The sequence below is a fragment of the Microcoleus sp. PH2017_12_PCY_D_A genome, from assembly GCF_020738565.1.
Taxonomy (GTDB): Bacteria; Cyanobacteriota; Cyanobacteriia; order Cyanobacteriales; family Microcoleaceae; genus Microcoleus.
In genome coordinates this window covers 12,352-31,707 of the sequence record NZ_JAEQCI010000102.1, presented here as the reverse complement: position 1 = coordinate 31,707, position 19,356 = coordinate 12,352, and the positions used below count along the sequence as shown (strand labels likewise).

Annotated in this window: 16 protein-coding genes and 1 pseudogene; 7 read left to right on the top strand and 10 right to left on the bottom strand. The window is 45.1% G+C overall.

What is annotated here, in order from left to right; all coding sequences use genetic code 11:
• Nucleotides 1-174 precede the first annotated feature (174 nt).
• Complete coding sequence (locus tag JGK39_RS25595; RefSeq protein WP_293298274.1) at nt 175-2,898, bottom strand: AAA-like domain-containing protein; 2,724 nt, start codon at nt 2,896-2,898, stop codon at nt 175-177.
• Between the two features lie 177 nt (nt 2,899-3,075).
• Between JGK39_RS25595 and JGK39_RS25590 the strand changes: the two genes are divergently transcribed.
• On the top strand, nt 3,076-3,834 hold the full coding sequence (locus JGK39_RS25590) for a 5-formyltetrahydrofolate cyclo-ligase (protein WP_293259217.1): 759 nt from the start codon (nt 3,076-3,078) through the stop codon (nt 3,832-3,834).
• A gap of 158 nt (nt 3,835-3,992) precedes the next feature.
• Here the strand turns inward: JGK39_RS25590 and JGK39_RS25585 are convergent, their stop codons facing one another.
• The gene (locus JGK39_RS25585; protein WP_293259214.1) at nt 3,993-4,592 is read right to left on the bottom strand and encodes a Uma2 family endonuclease; all 600 of its coding nucleotides are present in this window, start codon (nt 4,590-4,592) and stop codon (nt 3,993-3,995) included.
• A 322-nt stretch (nt 4,593-4,914) separates the two neighbouring features.
• Complete coding sequence (locus tag JGK39_RS25580; protein WP_293298272.1) at nt 4,915-6,792, bottom strand: AAA-like domain-containing protein; 1,878 nt, start codon at nt 6,790-6,792, stop codon at nt 4,915-4,917.
• Nucleotides 6,793-7,153: 361 nt separating this feature from the next.
• On the opposite strand from JGK39_RS25580, the gene JGK39_RS25575 reads away from it, so the two are divergent.
• From JGK39_RS25575 to JGK39_RS25565, 3 genes are all read left to right on the top strand, one after another.
• Nucleotides 7,154-7,330, top strand: a complete 177-nt coding sequence (locus JGK39_RS25575) for a hypothetical protein (protein WP_293259208.1) — start codon at nt 7,154-7,156, stop codon at nt 7,328-7,330.
• Nucleotides 7,331-7,361: 31 nt separating this feature from the next.
• Nucleotides 7,362-7,712, top strand: coding sequence for a hypothetical protein (locus JGK39_RS25570; protein WP_293259205.1), 351 nt, complete (start codon nt 7,362-7,364; stop codon nt 7,710-7,712).
• A 229-nt stretch (nt 7,713-7,941) separates the two neighbouring features.
• The gene (locus JGK39_RS25565; protein ID WP_293259202.1) at nt 7,942-9,312 is read left to right on the top strand and encodes a serine hydrolase; all 1,371 of its coding nucleotides are present in this window, start codon (nt 7,942-7,944) and stop codon (nt 9,310-9,312) included.
• Nucleotides 9,313-9,588: 276 nt separating this feature from the next.
• On the opposite strand, the gene JGK39_RS25560 is transcribed toward JGK39_RS25565, so the two are convergent.
• Nucleotides 9,589-9,954: a DUF4342 domain-containing protein gene (locus JGK39_RS25560; protein WP_293298269.1), complete on the bottom strand. Its 366-nt coding sequence runs from the start codon at nt 9,952-9,954 to the stop codon at nt 9,589-9,591.
• A gap of 374 nt (nt 9,955-10,328) precedes the next feature.
• Nucleotides 10,329-11,804 carry a glycogen synthase GlgA gene (glgA, locus tag JGK39_RS25555; protein ID WP_293259197.1) on the bottom strand — a complete coding sequence of 492 codons (1,476 nt, stop codon included), beginning with the start codon at nt 11,802-11,804 and terminating at the stop codon, nt 10,329-10,331.
• Nucleotides 11,805-12,166: 362 nt separating this feature from the next.
• Between glgA and JGK39_RS25550 the strand changes: the two genes are divergently transcribed.
• The 3 genes from JGK39_RS25550 (at nt 12,167) to JGK39_RS25540 (ending at nt 14,591) form a co-directional block, all read left to right on the top strand.
• Nucleotides 12,167-12,853, top strand: coding sequence for a sigma-70 family RNA polymerase sigma factor (locus JGK39_RS25550; protein ID WP_293259195.1), 687 nt, complete (start codon nt 12,167-12,169; stop codon nt 12,851-12,853).
• A gap of 191 nt (nt 12,854-13,044) precedes the next feature.
• Nucleotides 13,045-14,040 carry a DUF1822 family protein gene (locus JGK39_RS25545; protein ID WP_293259193.1) on the top strand — a complete coding sequence of 332 codons (996 nt, stop codon included), beginning with the start codon at nt 13,045-13,047 and terminating at the stop codon, nt 14,038-14,040.
• Between the two features lie 29 nt (nt 14,041-14,069).
• Nucleotides 14,070-14,591: a hypothetical protein gene (locus tag JGK39_RS25540; RefSeq protein WP_293259191.1), complete on the top strand. Its 522-nt coding sequence runs from the start codon at nt 14,070-14,072 to the stop codon at nt 14,589-14,591.
• A 44-nt stretch (nt 14,592-14,635) separates the two neighbouring features.
• Here the strand turns inward: JGK39_RS25540 and JGK39_RS25535 are convergent.
• From JGK39_RS25535 to JGK39_RS25515, 5 genes and pseudogenes are all read right to left on the bottom strand, one after another.
• Nucleotides 14,636-15,121 (bottom strand): annotated as a pseudogene (locus JGK39_RS25535) (ISAs1 family transposase); the annotation flags it as partial.
• A 104-nt stretch (nt 15,122-15,225) separates the two neighbouring features.
• Nucleotides 15,226-15,786 carry an ISAs1 family transposase gene (locus JGK39_RS25530; RefSeq protein ID WP_293298612.1) on the bottom strand — a complete coding sequence of 187 codons (561 nt, stop codon included), beginning with the start codon at nt 15,784-15,786 and terminating at the stop codon, nt 15,226-15,228.
• A gap of 266 nt (nt 15,787-16,052) precedes the next feature.
• On the bottom strand, nt 16,053-17,816 hold the full coding sequence (locus tag JGK39_RS25525) for a CHAT domain-containing tetratricopeptide repeat protein (protein ID WP_293259187.1): 1,764 nt from the start codon (nt 17,814-17,816) through the stop codon (nt 16,053-16,055).
• On the bottom strand, nt 17,817-18,428 hold the full coding sequence (locus JGK39_RS25520) for a tetratricopeptide repeat protein (RefSeq protein ID WP_293298609.1): 612 nt from the start codon (nt 18,426-18,428) through the stop codon (nt 17,817-17,819).
• A gap of 59 nt (nt 18,429-18,487) precedes the next feature.
• Nucleotides 18,488-19,228, bottom strand: coding sequence for a LamG-like jellyroll fold domain-containing protein (locus JGK39_RS25515; protein WP_293298607.1), 741 nt, complete (start codon nt 19,226-19,228; stop codon nt 18,488-18,490).
• Nucleotides 19,229-19,356 lie beyond the last annotated feature (128 nt).

The following is a 19,356-nucleotide window of genomic DNA, read 5'->3' as shown; positions in this document are numbered from 1 at the left end:
AGGACTTTAGTCCTCTGATTGGAAAGGGAAGGACTAAAGTCCTCACTAGGAACTAATTGGTAGGTTTGTAGTGAGGACTTTAGTCCTCTGATTGGAAGGGGAAGGACTAAAGTCCTCACTACAAACTAACAGGACTAAAGTCCTCACTACAAACGAATTGGAGCACTAGACACCTTACTTGCAGATAGTGGAAACCCTTCTCAAATACTCCGGTTTGCTGCTGAGAAAATCGCAGCTTTGCTTCAGCAATTCTTCCAACCCTTCAACCTGTCTCAACCAGACAGTACCGTTGCTTCCAGCTACAGCAATTTGCTTTCCATCTCCACTCCAACCGACACTAACAACATTCTCCTCAAACTCAAATTGAGCAACCTGCCGCCCCGCTAAATTCCACAGCCGCACAGTCTTGTCAATTCCCACTGTAGCAAGCCGTTCTCCGTCCGGACTAAAACTAATTGATTTCGCATCTAAATGCAAAGTTTCAAATTCACTAACCAATTCTTTTTCTGACAGATTCCACAGCCCGACTTTGCCGTTCAATGTTACTGTAGCAAAGCGATACTGCTGTTGAGCTGGACTGAAACTAATCCCAATTACCTGCACCGGCAGCGTTTTTTCCAATTGTCCCGACAAATCCCAAACTCGCACTGTAGATTTGCCGTCTAAAGTCGTCAAAAAATTGCCGCTGGGGCTAAAATTAACGTTTCTCACTAAACCATTGTGGCCGGGAAGCTTGACGCTAGATGAGGTTAATTTTGAGGGTTTTGACAAATCCCAAATTACCGAACTGCTGTCTATTCCTGCGGCCGCAAATAACTTTCTTTCTGGACTAAAACTAATACTGTTAACAGAGCCTTCAATTCCTTTCAACTGAGAAATCTTTTTTCCTGACAAATTCCAAAACTTAACTGTGCTATCCCTTCCGGCAGTCGCTAAAAATTTACCATCTGGGCTAAAGCTTACCATATTCACTGACTGCTGTAAAGCTTTCCATTCAGCAACTTTCTGCCCGTAAAAGTTCCAAATTCTTACTCTATCGTCTATTCCTGCGGTTGCTAAAGTTTTACCGTCCCGGCTAAAAGAGATGCTAGTAACAGCACCTGTATGAGCTTGCCAATTCATCTTTCTTGGTGGAAGTGATGGTGCTTTTATCTGCTGTTTGTTGCTGATTTTGTCGAGAATAACTTGTAAGGCTAACAGCGGTCTAGTTGCCGGATATTGTTCGAGATGTTGTTTATTTTCAACTAAGGTTCTTAAATTTTTTCCCGAGGCGATCGCCCTCAGCAAAGCTTCCGATAAAGCTTCGCTGTTCTCGTTTTTTTGAGATACTGCCAACAGTAAAGCATCGCTGCCATTTTGTTCGATTTCAATACTTGCTTGGGCGAGTTTGAACCGCTGGTAAGCGAGAGTTGAAAAGCCGATCGCCCCAATCAACGATCCGGCCAGTACCGCCGAACCGATCCCTATCCACTGTTTGGCTTTTTGCTTGGCTGCGCCAGCTTCACTCAAAGCTGTTTCGGCATCGCGCGCCGCTTTTTGGGTTTCTAGTGTAGCTGAATGCAGCAGTTGATTTTGGTCGGTCAAAATCAGTTTTTGGCTGGCTGTCAAAAACTGAAAATCTTCGTTTCTCAAACTTTTGTCTGCCGCCCAAACTAATGCTGATTGCAAATCATCACCTCGCAACAGTTGGGAATCATCTTGAGAGTTAGAATTAAGCCAAACTTTGATTGCTTCCGAGTAAGGCGAGAGTTTTTCTAATTTTCGGGCGATTAAGTCTTCGTTAAATACAGCTTGATAAATAGGATTAGAAATTGTGAGTTTTTCCCGGCGCTTGACGATTAATCCGCTTAATCGCAATTCCATTTGTTCCGCACTACCATCGGCGACAGTTTCAACTTGCTGTAAAATTTGCTGGTACAATCCGAGTCTTCTGATAATCCGCTGGTTTTCTCTAAAAAGCCGATCGCGAATTGTGGACAAATGTTCGGGCACATCCTGAGATTCCCAATTCTCCACAATCTTCAAGCGCACCACTTTCTCAACCCATTCTCGTGGATTCTGAATGCGATCTTGCTCCCCCCCTTGACAAGGGGGGGCTGGGGGGGGTGCATTTTCAAATAAAAGTTTGCACAGCTTTTGAGTCAAAAACGGTTGCCCGCCAGTCCAATACAAAACCTCTCTCAAAACTTCCCCAGAGCGGTCTGTCAGCTCTGCTAACCCCGCTGCTAGCGGTTCAGCTTCTGTTTCGTCAAAACCAGTTAATTCGATCGCCCTACCGATATTAAAAGGCGTGTTGCTGCCGAGATTCTTGTCGCGGCACAAATCCGTCGGCGATGCTACGCCCAAGAGTGCCCACGTCAGGCGATCGAATTCTGAGTTATTGGCGCGCTTGTTGTAGCACGATCGAATTAAGGACAAAAAATCGTCAGCGGGGAAATCCAGGGCGAGAATGCTGTCAATTTCGTCGATAAAAATGACAATATTGGTGGAAATATTGGCTAAGAGTACGGTTTCGATAAATTCGCTCAATCTTTGCACCGGAGTTAAGAAATTGCGATCGCGCCACCAAGTCCGCACGTTGACAATATCCGACAGATTAAAGTTATTTTCGAGAATGCGTAGCAACCCAGCATACCACTGTTCGGGAGTCACGCCGCGGTTGCCAATTTCCGAAATGTCGATCGCAGCACAAGCAATTCCCTCATTTCTCAGCCGCTGAATTGTCCGCACCTGCAAGCTAGACTTGCCCATTTGTCGGGAATTCAAAACATAGCAAAATTCCCCCGCCTTCAATCCGTTATAAAAGTCGTCATCTGCTTGGCGCTTCACATAATTCGGAGCGTTATTGGTGAGACTGCCGCCGACTTGATAGTAACTGGGTTTTGCGGTAAAATTCATAGAATAAAATGGTAAAATCAAAAAATCACACTGTAAAAAAAATTCTCTGGAGCCCGATCGAACCAGAAATGAATTTACCTTATAAGTGATATATTAGCACTATTAGTCCTGAACGCATCAACTCTCTCTGTAGGGTGCGCACTGCGCACCTTACCGCCACCAATAATGCTTAACACCATGAAAACAGATTGGATTGGATATCACCAAGACAAAGACAAGTTAAGAACAGAAATCTGGTCTTTGCTGAAACAGCAAGCCGCATCTGTTGGCGATCCGTTTGGTCATATTCCCAATTTTGTTGGTGCTGAATTGGCGGCGGAAAGATTGGCGAGTTTACCAATTTGGCAACAGGCAAAAACGATTAAGTGCAATCCAGATTCGCCACAAATTCCGGTACGGATGCGGGCTTTGCAAGACGGAAAACGCCTGTACATGGCAGTACCGCGCTTGACAGACGATCGCTGTTTTGTGGAGTTAACAGCCGAGGATTTGCAGAGACAAAGTGTATCTATTGCTGAAAGTGCGATCGCCCGTAAAGCCCTCAGTTGCGGAAAATTGGTAAGCTTTGAAGAAATGGAGCCGATCGATTTAGCAATAGTCGGCTGCGTAGCGGTGGCGCGCAACGGGGGAAGAACCGGCAAAGGTGCAGGATTTGCTGATTTGGAATTGGCGATGTTGCAGGAATTCGGATTAGTACAAATCGATACTCCGATTGTAACAACAGTGCATTCTTTGCAAATTGTAGAAGATTCGCGTTTGCCGATGCAGCCTCACGATTGGGCGCTGAATAGGATTGTGACTGCGGAGGATGTAATTGAAACTAATACGAGTTATCCGCGTCCAACTGGGTTAAACTGGGATAGTTTGCGATCGGAACAGTTGGCACAAATTCCGATTTTGCGAAAGTTACAACTGAACTTCACTAACTATAAATAGCTGGCCATCGAAACTTAGATAGTCGATAGAATAACCCTTATAAAGTTTGTAGTGAGGACTTTAGTCCTCTCTCATTTGATGAGGACTAAAGTCCTCACTACAAACCTATTTAATCGCAGAAATATGTTATTGATGCGTAAGTTCTGTTTTAATCAAAACTAAGGCAAAATAACATCTACATCGATCGCCCCAATTGTAACTCCTGCGATCGCGATAGGCAACACAGCCGATCGCCCGTAAATCAACATTTGCCCGTAATCCGGTGGTTCGGAATCTCCCAAAGGTCGATCGTACACCTCAACCTGTCCTTCCACCAGATTGACAATCCAATAAACCGGAATTCCCGCGCGGGCATAAGTTTGTTTCTTGATCGTGCGATCGCGCCCCAGCGTAGTATCCGATACTTCAATGACTATAGCAACATCTTCAGCACCTGGATGGCGATCGAGATACTGTCGCGTATCCCCTCGCACAACAACTATATCCGGTTCAGGTTCGCTATTTTGCAGCGTAATCGGTTCCTGAGAATCAACATACCATCCGGGAGGTAAAATATTCTCCAAAGCTGTTCTGACAAGGCGAGTTGTCACTCGATGCGGCGGATTTTTTGGCATTTTGAAAACAAGCCATCCCTCCAGCAGTTCTACTGGGTCGTCATCCGCCAAAATGCCAGCTTGAATCATAGCATGATACTGCTCGACGCTCAAGCGCAAAATCAAATCGTTCGGGATTGCTGCGACACTTTCAACAGGCGACATAATAGTCTGCGGGAGTTGATTATTTTGTTATTTTACCTCTATCTTAACATCTACTTGGAAGCCAAAATGCGCCACATAACGAAAACTGTAAAACCTAGATAGCCAAACACGGTTATCCAATCTAGCCAGTTATCGGAAGTTATCAAAAAAATATCGTTCACTGGTCGCGTTTACCTGATGATTGTTTGAGTATTTGACTGCATTTTACATCAAATCTGGTTTAAATAGTTTGGGAGGATCTTATTTGACGAACCGCGAAGACGCGAAGGACGCGAAGGAAGAAGGGAAGAAGAAGAAGAAGAAGAAGAAGAAGAAGGTAATTTTATGGTAGGGAGGAAGTATTTCCCAAGTGCGATCGAAAATATTGCCGGTACAACTCGCACCTCGGCACGCACTCGTTTCCCTGCAATTTTACCAAGCCCAAGCTATCTAATTTAAACGCCTGCATCGCCTTTAATGGAACGGGACTATCGGCTGCTGCAATCTCTCTCATTCCCTGGGCTAATTCTGGATATTCTTCTAAATTCCACAGTTGGCGGCGCAGGTGATCGCTATAAATTCCGGCATCGCTGGCAGCAGTTTCTTTTAATTGATTGAGTGTCAAATCCGATCGCGAAATGTGATATAGTGCAACTCGTACTAAATACGGATGACCGCCGACTGTTGCCATCAGTTGCTCAACTTCGGCATCTGACCAACTTAAATTGTGCCGCGCTGCTAAATCTTGGATTTGCCCAGCGTTAAATTCGGGCAAATCTACGGGTAAGCCGACGTTGAAGGGCGATTGATTGATGTTCATCGGGATGTAAACTTCGGTGGAGTGAACTACAATTAATCGCAGTTTTTTCCAAATGTCGCGCCGCTTCGATTCTTCGTGCCACGCCCGCAGCAGTCCTAAAAAGTCTTCGGCTATGTCGGGATATTGGAAAACGCGATCGATTTCGTCTAATCCTAAAATTAAAGGACTGTCGATTTGCGGTAAAATGTATTTTTCAAAGTAATCTTTGCAGTTGACTTTGCTGCCAAAAATATCGTCCCAGTAATCGTCTAATTGATTGGCTAAGTGCAATTCGCGTCCGACGTAAGCGCAAAACCATTTTAAGAATTTATCTAAGTTGGCGAATACACTTTTATCTACTAACTGAAAAGTTAGCGGCACTGTGCAGTAACCTTGACGGGATCCGTGATGCAAAATTTTTGCCATCAAGGATGTTTTGCCCATTTGTCTCGGCGCTTTAATTCTAATTAACGCGCTGGGCTGCAAAATAGTTTGATAGCAGCGTTCTTCGATGGGCTGGCGTTCTACATAAAATTGAGACGCGACATCGACTTGTCCTCCCGGTAATTCAGGTTCGGCGCTGGGTTGAGGTATTTCCTCGCTGCTAATTTCTAATACTTGGTTTGGTGTTAAATCTTCTGGTTGTTGTTTGACTGGTGCGGGAGTTTCTGCTAGCAATTTCAACACTTCTTCGATCAGAATAGGAGTGTCGGCGCCGTTTTGCCATTCCCTCTGTTCGATTCGGTACAGATAGCCCCGCAAATCGTGGTTTAGAGGCACGTTTAAGGGAAAACCGACGCGAATCGGTAAAATTATTGGTTTCTTGTCAGGGCGAGAGTCTTGCAGTTCTTTGGCTTGCTGGACTTGATATGTTAGGAGTTCGCTTTGGCTGACTGTTGGCGGCAATAGCAATAGCAAATAATCGCATTCTTTGAGGAAGTAGTTTATGCGATCGAACCAATTATCTCCCAATCTAATGTTATTTTCGGCTGTGAAGACTGTATGACCGATCGCACTTAAGGCCGTTTCCAACTGTTTTCCCAACTCGCGATCGGGTTCGGCGCTGCGATAACTCACAAATACTTTAACACTTCTGCTGTTGTTGGCGGTATCGAACGCAGCGGGTAAATTGTCTGACTCGCCGACATCTTCGGCATCGTCTAGTTTAGCCGATCGGTGGTCGCCATTCGTCAGAGTCAACTCAAAAGCCGCGAACAACTGACGAATTTTACTTAAATCAGCACCTTCTCTACCCTGCTTAATTTTGCTGACTGTATCCGCACCTACGCCAGACTCTGCCTCGATTTCCGTCAGAGTACCTCTAATGTTATATCGGTCTGACCATTCTTGCAGCGCTTCGTTAAGTTTCTTTAAGCCAGGGGCTGTGAGAATTCGACCGCGATCGCGTTTTGACTTGAGCACTGCTGTTACACGAAAATGGTAAAGAATTTAGGAGATTTAACGCCTTAAGTTCCTATTTTAAGCGATTTTAAGGGAGATAGTCAGCCCGCCGGAATTTAAGTAATTTTACTTGTAGAGGGTTTTCAGGCGATCGGCTTCGTCAAACTCTGTCCTGATAACGGCTTCAACCTGTGAATATATTTTAGTACAAAAAACTTTTCTTAACTCCCCAATCTCCCCTCCGTGCAACTACTGATTTTTTTAGAGTAGATACATCAATATCGTAGGGTGTGTCAGAAACAAACTGTTTGAGTCGTGTCAAATATTCGTCCTGACGCACCCTACACCAGAATCGATCGCAAAGCCAAAAAGGATCATGAAAATGAGTAAAATTTTACACAGACTGGCCATGGCTGCTTTAGGAACCGCAGCAATTTTCGCAATTAATACACTTAACAATTTAACCGAAGCATCAGCGGCTGGTAAATTTGACCAACAACCAAGGATTCATCAAAATACTCTTTTTTCAATTCCAGTACCGAGTCACTTCCATAAATAGGCAAATTCATTAATTTGGTTAAGGAGAAATCATGAAATCTACACTTTGTTCGCCGCAACCTACCGCTACACAATCTGACTTAGTTCATGCTGATGCGATCGATGCCTGCACTGCATTAGCGTGGGTTGAATTGGTAGCCTTAGATAACAGCGCTCTCACGGGTGATGATTGGCTGGTTCTGTGCGATGATATTGATAGCGGGGAAATCTACCGCGGCTGGTTTCTCTGGTACGATGGCGAAGTTAGCGGTAATTGGGAAGCTTACGACCATTTGAGCGATCGCCGATTTGTCGCCAAAAGCAAAAATTTTGCCGAAAGTGCGATCGACTCCATCGAAGATGCGAGAAATCGCGCGATCGCACAACTAGAATTTGTACTCTAACACAAATACAACTCCTGCCGAGCCAACAATAATTCTGGGAATTATATTCCCGACTGAATGAACTTTCCGATCTACGCAAGACGAGAATAAACAGGTTTAATATAACCGGATGCAAGATAATTCCCGGAAACCAAATATTCTCAAAGAAAATAATAAAAATTACGGGTGCGGGCAAAAGTTAACTGTATGATGCTAGGTAGTTCGCAACGACAAAGCGGTTGAGAACAATGTGACCGCCGCTTTCTCGTTGCAGCCGTTAAACTATTACTCCTCACACATGATTCTAAAACTGCGATGGCTGTTGCCGGCTTTAATTAGCGTTTTGTCGATCGCTCTGCCGGCAAAAGCTGATACACTAACATCCTGGCACTTCGACACCCGCCAAAATCAACTCAATTTAACCACAGATTCCGGAGTTCAGCCTCAAGTTAAACTCATTGCCAATCCCACCCGCTTAGTCATTGACTTGCCCGGAATAGTCTTAGAATATCCCGAAAGTCCTCAAAGCTACAACTCAGCTATTCAAGAAATTAGAGTCGGGCAATTTGACACCGAAACCACCAGGTTAGTGATACAATTAACTCCCGGTTATAAATTAGACCCGCAAAAAGTCCGAGTAATTAGAGAATCTGCCACTCGCTGGTCGTTTCAGCTACCAAATCCCGAGCAACTAGCAGCAAACGAGTCTTTTCAACCAACAGCTATTACCCAAATCGAACAAAAATCTGGTCAAGTTCCCCTAACTGTTGCTTCAGCAAATCCCAGAAACTATGCCGCTGATTTGGCCGTGCGTACCGGTTCGGAAATGAGCGCCATCAAGCCGCAAGTCGAAAGTGCGATCGCCCAGTACAAGTCTCTCAGCGCCGGAATGTTCTTTCTGGATTTGGATACAGGAGACTATTTGGATATCAAGGGCGATCGCGTATTTCCGGCCGCGAGTACAATCAAATTACCAATTCTGATTGCATTTTATCAAGATGTAGACGCAGGCAAAGTTAGCCTCGACGAAACATTAGTTATGAAGTCCGACTTAGTAGCCAGCGGTTCTGGAACCATGCAAGACGAACCAGATAACACTCGGTTTAGCATCAGAGAAACCGTAGATAAAATGATTACCATCAGCGACAATACAGCCACCAACATGATTATCGAACGTTTGGGGGGAATCGCTAAACTCAACGAGCGTTTTCGCGCTTGGGGATTGACAGACACGAGAATTCGCAATTGGCTGGGGGATTTTCAAGGTACAAATACCACAAGTTCTGTAGACATGGTAAAATTGCTATCTATGTTATCTCGCGATAAATTAGTTTCCGAATCGAGTCGGGAACAGGTGTTAGAATTATTGCGGCATACTACCACCAGAACATTGTTGCCTTCGGGTTTGGGACGAGGAGCCGTAATTGCTGATAAAACTGGAGATATTGGTTTTGTAGTTGGCGATGCCGGGATTATTGATATGCCGAATGGCAAGCGTTATTTAGCTGCTATTTTTGTCAAACGTCCTTACAACGACCCGATTGTCAGAGATTTTGTGCGGCGGATTTCGCGGATTGTTTATAATTATTTAGACCAACCTACGGCGAAAGTATCGAATTAAGCTGTTGGGAATTTCTAGTTTCCAGGCTCTGCCTGGAAATGAATAGCAGGAGGCTCTGCCTCCGGTAAAATGAGACTAGAACTAGAAAACTAGAAAGAGCGAGGCAGAGCCTCGATTATATGCGTTTCCAGGCAGAGCCTGGAAACGAGATTAAACGAGAGTAAACGAGATTAATGTCATTGCGCGACAAAAGAGCAATCCCCAACTCTGGGATTGCTCTTTTGTCGCGCCATTACAAATTAGATAATTGAATGACTAATGACTGCGGACTAATAACTACTCTTTCCGCTCGATAACCACAGTCAAATGAGCCACAACAGCCCCAACTGTCGCCAGTACAGCAGCAATTGGAAATACTACTGAGCCTGCAACGCCACCTACCAATCCCGCCATCAGCGGAATGTCTGCTAAAATCCGCCCTTGGGAGTTTTTGATGACGAGGCGGCGGAGTTTTCCTTGCTCAATTAGTTCTTTGACTTTACCAATTAAACTGTCGGCGCTAATCTTAAATTCTTCCACTCTAACTTTTTCCTCAGTTACAAATTCTGAGGCGAATAAAGGAGTTTCAACTGTTGGGTTGGTTGCCTCTGTTGCTGTGTCTTCTTGGATAATTGTTGCTTGTTGTTCTAGTTGTGAGTTCATTTTGTGTAGGGCGGGCGAACACCAGCCGTTTAATTTCTATACTTCTATCTTGTGCGATCGCACTTCGCACCGACAGGCAAGAAAACCCTACAAGCTACATTCGTACTTTCCGCCCCCGCCTTTTCACCCAAAACATTAGACCTCTTGCAAAAATAGCTGGGACGGGCTCTCCGACCCGTTCCACAAAAAGTTTTTTCTGTTGTGGAATGGGCCGGAGAGCCCGTTCCAAAATTTGATTAAAAAGACTTTTGCAAGAAGTCTATTATCTCTGTTGACAGTTAACAGTTGACAGTTGACAGTTGACAGTTGACAAGGTTCGCTCTTCGGGGACAGCACTAATGACTAATGACTAATGACTAATGACTAATTCCGCCTTATTTGTGTCGAATTAGCTCGTAAATTTCCACATAGTCTTTAGCTGGATATTTCCACGAATTGTCGCAATTCATCCCTTGAATCATGAGTTTTTCAAATTCATCATGGTAGTCATACCACAATCCGATCGCCCGATCGAGCGCCGACTCTAAAGCGTAGTAGTCCGTTTGGTGAAATACGTAGCCGTTGCGCTCTTCGGGCAAGTGGTTGGTGTCGTAATCGCGATCGAACACCGTATTCACCAAACCGCCCACGCCGCGCACCACAGGCACCGTACCGTACCTCAACCCGATCATCTGAGTCAGCCCGCAGGGTTCGTAATTGCTCGGCACCACAATCATATCCGCACCAGCGTAAATTAAGTGCGACAGTTCCTCATTAAAACCGAGTTCCAAATGGCAGTCTGGATTGTCATTTAAAACCCATTTTTCGTGCTGGAAATGTGCGTTAATTCCCGCTTCCGTCGCCGAGCCCAAAAGCACGAATTGCGCGCCTTTGCTCAGAGAGTAATAAATTGCATGGTGGACGAGGTGGACGCCTTTTTGGTCGTCCAAACGGCCGATAAATGTAATCAGAGGCTTGTCAGCATCGCGCAGTAACAGCCGATCGCGCAAAGCTGTTTTAGTTTTAGCTTTTCCTGCCAAATCATCCGCAGTGTAGTGCTGCTGAATATAGCGATCGCTCTCGGGATTCCACACATCGTAATCAATGCCGTTGAGCACCCCGCGAAACTTGTCTTGATATATATGCAAAGTGTGGCCCAAACCGTAGCCGAACTCGCCTACATGAGCTTCCCAAGCGTGGTGCGGCGAAACCGTCGTCACAAAGTTCGAGTACACAATGCCGCCTTTCATAAAATTGAGGGCAAAGGGGTTAAAATTATCTCGCAGGCGATCGTACTGAAAATAATACTCATCTCGATTCAAACCCGTTGCTTGCAAAACCTCGCTTCCGCCCATACCTTGATGTTTGAAATTGTGAATGGTATAGCAGACTCGCTGATTTTCCATCCAATTGTATTTATAAATTTCAAACAGCATGACTGGAATCAAGCCAGTTTGCCAATCGTGACAGTGAATCACATCCGGGCGCTTGTTGCTTCTGAGCAAAAATTCCAAAGCAGCTTTGCTGAAAAATGCAAACCGCATATTGTCATCGTTGCAACCGTAATAACAGCCGCGGTTGAAAAAGTTATCTTGCGATCGAGGTTCGATGAAAAAACACAGCACCCCGTGCACCCAGCCGCAGTAGACATCGCAAAGGATTTCGCCGCCGTACCAGGGCACCGCCAGATCCCGATAGGCATCGTGCAGCCCCCAAATATGGTCGTACCTCATGCAGTCGTACTTGGGCAGAATAATCTCGACGGCGTGGCCGGAATTCTGCAACTCCCGACTCAAACCGTAAACTACGTCGCCCAAACCCCCTGCTTTGATGACGGGGGCGCACTCTGAGGCTATTTGTACGATGTACATTTTTTTTGCTGGCTCCTGGATGAATCAAAAAAATATTTTCTTAACTTGACAAAGTATATGATTTCTCAGCAAATAAGCAAGTCGCTCGTTGGACATAAAAGGGCGATCGGGCTTCTGGAAGGCGAATATCCGGTTGCTGCGGGCGATCTCATACCTCATTGACTCGCATTTGTCAAGGAAATATTTTCCAAATTTTTTCCCGAATTTTCGCGAAAAAAATTTATCGCGCGAGGCTGATAACTGATTGGCAGCCACCACTTGTGGGACTGCCAAACATCTATTCAGGGATTCTATCTTGGAATTTCCAACAAAAAATGCCGTCTCTAACATTCATCCAGAGACTCTTCAGGAGGCCCTCGCCGATGTCCGACACCAACAATGAGGAGAACAATTTAAGCCAACAACTCAAACAGCTAGTTGCCCAAGCCTGTTCGCATCCGCCCAAAAGCTTGATGCGGCGGCAAAAACTCAGCGAGATAGTGAGGCTGATTGTGAAATCTGGCAAACTTTGGCAAGAAGGAACGCCTCATTATAACGATGCTTTGCAGCAAACTTGGGTGTATTTTTGTCGCAATGTTTGTGTTTGCAAAGAGAATACCACAAACAAACCTTACGATCCGAATCTGGGCAGCGTCATTACTTGGCTAGACAAATATCTCAAGATGCGGCTGAAAGACTTCTCGAACGAACAAATACAGCACCAAAATAGAGTTATTTCCCCGCCAATTTCAGAAGACTCAGAAGCAATTAACATTATAAATAATGTCGAAAATCCGCCTACTCATTCTGACAGTCCGCTAGTCATCCTAGCAGAGACCAAAAAATGGGTTGTGGCAGATCCAGAGGGCGAGTTGAGAAGCGTTTACATCAAAGAACGCCCCGATGTCACTTGCCCAATCTTAATTCTGAAGCGTCTTCCCCCGGAGACTCCCTGGAAAAACATTGCTCTTGAGTTTAACTTGCCGCCGTCAACCGCACCCAACTTTTATAAAAGAGAATGTCTGCCGCGCTTGCGAAATTTTGCCAAAAAGCAAGGATATCTAGAATAGAGGTATCTAGTATGAATTACGCACGGATGGCCAGAAACCGGGTTTTTTTACGAAAATTATTCGCTGGATCCAGAGATTAGGTAAAAAACCCGGTTTCTTCGATAGGGGTGCGTCCAGTCTAGAAAAGTCTGTCAAGGGCAGGCAGGATGCCTACCCCTCCTAAAAACATCTTTAAAACAGGAAAAACCGTGATGAATGGCAACCTTAACAATATCAGGCAATCATCTATTCCACTGCCGATTACCACCGCAGCGCTGCGGCTGGCAGAGAAATTTTCAAATATTAAAGGATTGAGCACAGCAGAAAAAAGAGACCAAGTTTATTTCAACACTTTAGCTGTATGTGCAGTGAAAGATTACATGGAAATGATGGATATTCCCACAGACTTGAATGCCAGCGACAGTTGGAACCCTGCCATGCGCCTTTATACCGATGCAGCAGATTTGAAATTAACTCAATTGGGCAATTTGGAATGCCGCCCTGTGAAGTCTGGCAAGTTTTGTGACATTCCGCTGGAAATACCGGACGATCGCATTGGTTTAGTAGCAGTTGAAATCGATATAAAGCGGCAAGAAGCTACTTTAGTCGGATTTATGAAAACTGCAATTACTGGCGAGTTGGCTATTGAAAGATTGCAAAGTATTGAAAAATTGCTCGTACATTTGGATGGTCTAGAACGCAGCCAAAAACCAGTACAACTTCGCCAGTGGCTGCACAATATTTTCGAGGCGGGTTGGCAGTCTGTAGCAGAAGTTTTAGCGCCGCCAGAACCTAGTTTAGCTTTTCGTTACGGTAGTGCAGTGGTGCGGGCTAAGACGATCCATCTGACACCAGATATCTCGGAATTAGCACCAACAACCCTCTACTCTTTTCGGGGAAAACCTAATTTAGATAGGGGTGTAGGAGTACCCGCCGAATCTGTAGCTTTGCTGGTGGCGATCGCACCGACAACTGATACTGATATTAATATTAAAGTACAGGTGCATCCGATCGCCCGAGCAGACAGCTTGTCGCTCAATCTGACTCTGAAACTCATCGACGGCGGAGGAATGACTGTCATGGAAGCTTGTGCTGTCAAAAAAGACAACGGCTGCATGACGCTGGAATTTGCTGCCGATCGCGGAGAATGTTTCAGCGTTGTGGTAAAACTGAAAGAACTCTATATTACAGAGAATTTTGCCGCTTAAATCGGCTCGCTTGTTATCAGTTGTAAACCATGCAGAAATTAGTTGTCTTAAAGCTAGATGGTAACTTGACAAAAGGCGTGCGAGCTGCTCTGGAAATCGGCCCGGAAGGAAAACGGGCCGCAGTAGAAATTCATGCTTTTGGGCCTCCGAAACCAGAAATAGCTGACAACTACGATCGCTGGCAGTCAGTCTACCGCAGTTTGGGAGATTTCCGCATTAAGCCGATCGCAATTACCATTACCGAATCTCGTGCAGCACAGTTGTCCAAGTGCCGCGAGTTGGCGGAACAATTAAGCCTGCAAATTAATAGCTGGCTCAACTCCGAACAGTTTCGCGAACTCAAAGAAACATTACTCGTACAATTAAGTCCGTCAGACATAATTCGATTTTTAATCAAAACAGACGATCTCGTTTTGCGGCGTCTGCCTTGGTACTGTTGGGATATTTTCGATCGCTACCCGATGGCCGAAATTGCTTTGAGCGCTACTGCTTGCAGACAACCGCCGATTTCAGATCCCCCTAAATCCCCCTTAGGTCGCAGGGTGGATTAATTGTCGAGAGGTTAAATCAAGGCTATGAAGGCTATTGACTGACATCATGCGAGGCATTTAACAGGTTTATCTGAACTAGATAAATCAAAAAGTAACTCACTCAAATCTTCAACTTGATTAGCCATTAATCTTAAAGCTTCGGGAAAAGTATGAGTACATTTTATGCGAGCCAATGAAACCAAGAATTGTCTAATCATTGCCCAATTAACAGGTGCATTGCCACCACAACGAATATTGTTATCCTCGTTTAACGTCACATCTTTAACCCAATGCAGCCTGTTTTCAATCAACCAGTGACCAGGAATAGCATCAGCAAATTCACTGGCTGACCAATCCAGACTACTTAAATAATAGTGTACTTCATCGAAATTAATCAGATGGCGACGACTTTTTTTCCCCTCCCATCGAGTCCCATATCTCCTGACCACAATTATATGTTTGGCACCCCCCCAAAGTGGCAATAATTCAGGTGGAATTGGATAAATTTTGGTCTGGCGAGTTGTGGTTCGTCCATGTACACATTCAGAAACTTCATTTTCGTCAGATGCAAAGAGTAGAACTGACTAATTTCTTGGCAGATTTAAACAGATTTAATTGATTCTTTTTGAGCGTAACTATATAGTCATTACCACTCTTAATAATTAAGGCAAGTTTTTTTTTGACAGTGCAGTGCATCGAGGGTAATTACTACTTTTTTACCGGAAAGTTCTTGAACTAGCTCCTCTACGACTTCGAGTTCACTTTTCTGTTTGTTTTCCATAACTTGATGTCGAACAACCCATCCATGATGATGACTATAAACGGAAACTATTGACACAAAGTTTTGGTAAGATCTGCCACCACCTACGGAGGTGCTTTTTAGGCTTTTTACATCTATTGCCATCAATTCTCCTTTGTCTATTGACAATTCTTGCTGAGACCATACATTAAAAAGAACGGCTAACATCTCAAAATCCAATGATTGAATTATATTCCTAAACGTTGAATCTGATGGAAACCGAATATCTTTGGGGAGGTTGAATGTTTTTATGAGGATATCTCGATGATTTTTGGTAAATTCAACTAAGGGTTTATACCCCCAATATCCCGTGCAACTACCCAACAAAATTATCGTTAATATTAGCCAAAGTTCATGTCTAATACCTCTCGCATGTCTATGATCTGGAACAGATTTAATTGCTTCAATTAAATTCATGGTTAATTCATTTCAGCAGCGATAGTCTACCCGGACAGGGCAGACTTGATTACCTCGAATATCATACATTCCCCCCTGACAATTAATCCACCCTGCTTTTTAAGGGGGGCTAGGGGGGATCGATCGCTGAGGTATTTTTGTCAATAAATTAAATCGACACATGATTTATCCAGGGGCGATCGCACTTCTGTGGAGATTTCAGCCAAAAAACTAATTTTTTCGCGGGATTTTGGCAATTCTTTACAAAATTTAACCGAAACTCCCGATTAGGCTTCGCCGATGAGCGTGAAAGCTGCCCAATCTCTGGGATTTGGATGCTGCTGCATTGTCTCCAGCATGGCGCGACGCAGGGCTTGAGCTTTGTTGCCCGTTCGATCGAGGTTTTGATAAAATTTCACCATCAAATCGGCTGTAGGAGCATCCGGCACCGCCCACAAAGACACGATCGCACTGGATGTACCAGCCGAAATTAAAGCGCGAGACAAGCCGATTACGCCGTCGCCGGTAATCCGCCCCATGCCGGTATTGCAAGCACTCAAAACTACGAGATCCGCCTGGAGGTGCAGGTGCAAAATTTCCTCAGCCGTCAGCAAACCGCTATCGGTGCGATCGGGTGCAAAGGCGATCGCACTGCCGAGTCCGCGAGTGCGATCGAGCAATCCGTGGGTGGCAAAATGGACAATGCGGGCGTCTGACAACCGCTGGAGCACGGCGGCTTTGGTAGCCGAATTCCCCGTCAGGGCTTGGGTTTTGAACAATTGGGCGATCGCGTTGGCTTCGGTTTCTGAATGCGGCAAAGCAGACAACTGCTGCGCGGGTTTTCCCGGTATCAGAACAACTTCAGGCATCGTCGGATTTCCTACTACTAAAATATCCCCACCTAAATCAGAAATATCTTGCCGTTTTTGACGAGTTAATTCCAAAATTTGAATCGCAGGAGCAGTCAAAATAGTATGTTTTTCAATTAAGTATTTCCCAGCAGCATCTTGCAGCGCCGGAAAGGGAACTAAAAACAGTTCGCCTTGAGGAATAAAGATAATTTTAGCGGCTGGATCTCTCGGCAACAAATCAGCGATCGGTTCGATTAGCAGTTGATGGAGTTTTTGCAAGCGAGGGTGATTGGTGAGGCTCGATTCCACTTTTGCTGCTACATCAATTGCAGGCCTCTTAATAGTCAACCCTGCGGGCCAAGAGGATTGGCAGAGCGAGAGAATGTTGTGAGTTTTATCAACAGATATTACTTGCCAAGGTTCCCAATTCGGCGCATCATCGTGGAGTTTGACTAAATCGCCCGGGTAAATTTTTAGAGTGGGATTGAAATCGCGATTCCTGATGCCGATCGCCTCGCGAGAATCGGCAACTAGCTCTTTGAGCGAAGTATGTTCGTAGTTGAGATCAACTTGGCGGAAGGCTATTTCACCCGTGGGCTGAATTACCCAAATAAACAGTTCTTCTAAAAAAGAAATCGAATATTCCACAAAAGTTGCATTTTGTGCTCGGGCAATTTCTTGAATGCGATCGATATTCGGCGGCTCAATATCGGGTATTGCATCGGAATTTGCAGATAACCGAGCACCCAGTAATTCTACAAACGCCCGCGCCCGCCCTCTCTCGGCAATTTCCAGTGCCTGTTTGGTTTTGTTCTGGACGATCAGGGTTTTTTCCAAGTGGCGGTAAGTTGCGGCTTGGGTTTCAAAAATAGATACTTTAAAGTTATCGCGATCGCTCAATTTTCCCCGCAGCGATTCCCAAATTAGAATTGCATCGCCCAGGACTGTTTCAGCTTCTGCAAACTTGCCAAAGTCAAATAAAGCAAGTCCTAAATTGTTGAGAGTTGCCGCTTCTGATGCTTTTTCGCCGATCGCCCGCGCCATCTCCAAACTCTTGCGGCTGTATTCGATCGCCCGCTGGTACTGCCCCAAACAGCGGTAAGCATTGCCCAAATTTCGGCAGGAAGTTGCTTCCCCAGAGCGATCGCCAATTTCCTGCTGAATATCTAAGGATTGTTTGTAATGTGCGATCGCCCGCAACTAATGCCCCAAATTACTGCAAGCATTACCCAGAATCACCAAAGAATTAGCTTCCCCATAACGGTTGTCAATTTGCGGTGCCAGATTCAGGGACTTCTCACAGTATTCGATCGCCAATTGATTTTCCCCCAGGGAAACGTAGGTACGGCCCAAAGCGTTTAAGCAGTTCAATTCTCTATGCTGAAAGTGCATTTTTCGCGCCATATCCAGGGCCTGCTGTTGGCATTCGATCGCCTGCTGGTATTCCCCCAGAGAATGATATGCACTCCCCAAATCGCGCCAGGAAGTCGCTACTCCACCGCGATTGTCGATTTCTCGGTAAATATTTAGGCACTGCTGGTGGCAATCAATTGCTTGCAAGTATTCCCCTAGGGCATCGTAAATACTGCCGAAAGCATTTAGAGACTCAGCTTCTCCAGCGCGATTGCCGATATCTCGCTGAATATTTAGCGCTTGCTGGTGAGAGTCAATTGCTTGGGAGTATTCACCCAGCTTGTGGTAAATATTGCCTAGATTGTTCAGAGAATTTGCTTCTCCGTAGCCGTTGCCGTTGTTTCTATGAATATTGAGCGACTCCTGATAGTATTCCATCGCCTGCGAGTATCTTTCCACGGAAATATTATCACTTTCCGAGAACGAATCTTGCTCGGGGCGCGGTATTTCTGGTCTCTTCAGAATGTTAACAAAAAAAATATTATTAATAGGAGACTGAATCGAGCGGTAAATCGACAACACATCTGCCGCCGACAGCGCCTGTTTGTAGAGCCGAATATCTCCAATATTACCTCGATAAATGCCACCAAAATCTCCGATCGCCTGCCAACAGTCAGGGGTATACTATTGATGAGAGAACCCTGTTGCCCTGTTGGGTTAAACCGCCAACCTACTTCCTTGCCATCGACATACCAGCGCCCTCCATCCAATCGATCGCGATCGACAGCAACCGCAACGTGATGCCATTGGTTGTCGCTAATAACAGGGAAAATATCAATTTTTTCATGATAGTCGTCACCACAGTTTACCCAACTTTTTCCATCGGCTATTTGCAGGTTAATTTTGCCCTGATAAAGAAAGAAACTCCAGCCCCGTAAAGGGCCAGAATTTTGAATCCGTTTATCGATAATCTTGACAATACCCAAATCACCCGTGCGAATCCACGCACAAACAGAAAAGTCTTCGGTGCCGACATCCAGCAAAGGAGTGACTGGGAAAGTAACGTAACCTCCAGTCAGCAGCAGGCTTTCTTGCGGCCCGTTTTGCGATCGCTCAACAGCACGGCAAACGCTGTCAATTAGCAGTGCTGGAGGGAGATCCGGGCGATCGCTCGCCAAGTTTCCTGCTGCATCAAATGACCAAAGGGCGATCGGTGCTGTATTGAAAGTATTGTAGGCGCTTAATATTGGATATTTCATCAGTTGACAGTTGACAATTGACAGTTGACAGTTGACAGTTAATTATTGGTTAATGCTGTTTTCTCGATCGTTCTTAAATTCTGTCGTTTGTTACCAGAATCCGACAGGGGTTGAAAACCCCCGTCTCA

What these genes read in the sequence shown, in the direction of transcription:
- JGK39_RS25585 (WP_293259214.1), bottom strand. Translation starts at nt 4,592, where the DNA reads ATGTCGCCTGTTGAAAGTGTCGCAGCAATCCCGAACGATTTGATTTTG.
- JGK39_RS25550 (WP_293259195.1), top strand. Translation starts at nt 12,167, where the DNA reads ATGTCCGACACCAACAATGAGGAGAACAATTTAAGCCAACAACTCAAA.
- JGK39_RS25595 (WP_293298274.1), bottom strand. Translation starts at nt 2,898, where the DNA reads ATGAATTTTACCGCAAAACCCAGTTACTATCAAGTCGGCGGCAGTCTC.
- JGK39_RS25570 (WP_293259205.1), top strand. Translation starts at nt 7,362, where the DNA reads ATGAAATCTACACTTTGTTCGCCGCAACCTACCGCTACACAATCTGAC.
- JGK39_RS25515 (WP_293298607.1), bottom strand. Translation starts at nt 19,228, where the DNA reads ATGAAATATCCAATATTAAGCGCCTACAATACTTTCAATACAGCACCG.
- JGK39_RS25575 (WP_293259208.1), top strand. Translation starts at nt 7,154, where the DNA reads ATGAGTAAAATTTTACACAGACTGGCCATGGCTGCTTTAGGAACCGCA.
- JGK39_RS25540 (WP_293259191.1), top strand. Translation starts at nt 14,070, where the DNA reads ATGCAGAAATTAGTTGTCTTAAAGCTAGATGGTAACTTGACAAAAGGC.
- JGK39_RS25560 (WP_293298269.1), bottom strand. Translation starts at nt 9,954, where the DNA reads ATGAACTCACAACTAGAACAACAAGCAACAATTATCCAAGAAGACACA.
- JGK39_RS25545 (WP_293259193.1), top strand. Translation starts at nt 13,045, where the DNA reads ATGAATGGCAACCTTAACAATATCAGGCAATCATCTATTCCACTGCCG.
- JGK39_RS25590 (WP_293259217.1), top strand. Translation starts at nt 3,076, where the DNA reads ATGAAAACAGATTGGATTGGATATCACCAAGACAAAGACAAGTTAAGA.
- JGK39_RS25530 (WP_293298612.1), bottom strand. Translation starts at nt 15,786, where the DNA reads ATGAATTTAATTGAAGCAATTAAATCTGTTCCAGATCATAGACATGCG.
- glgA (WP_293259197.1), bottom strand. Translation starts at nt 11,804, where the DNA reads ATGTACATCGTACAAATAGCCTCAGAGTGCGCCCCCGTCATCAAAGCA.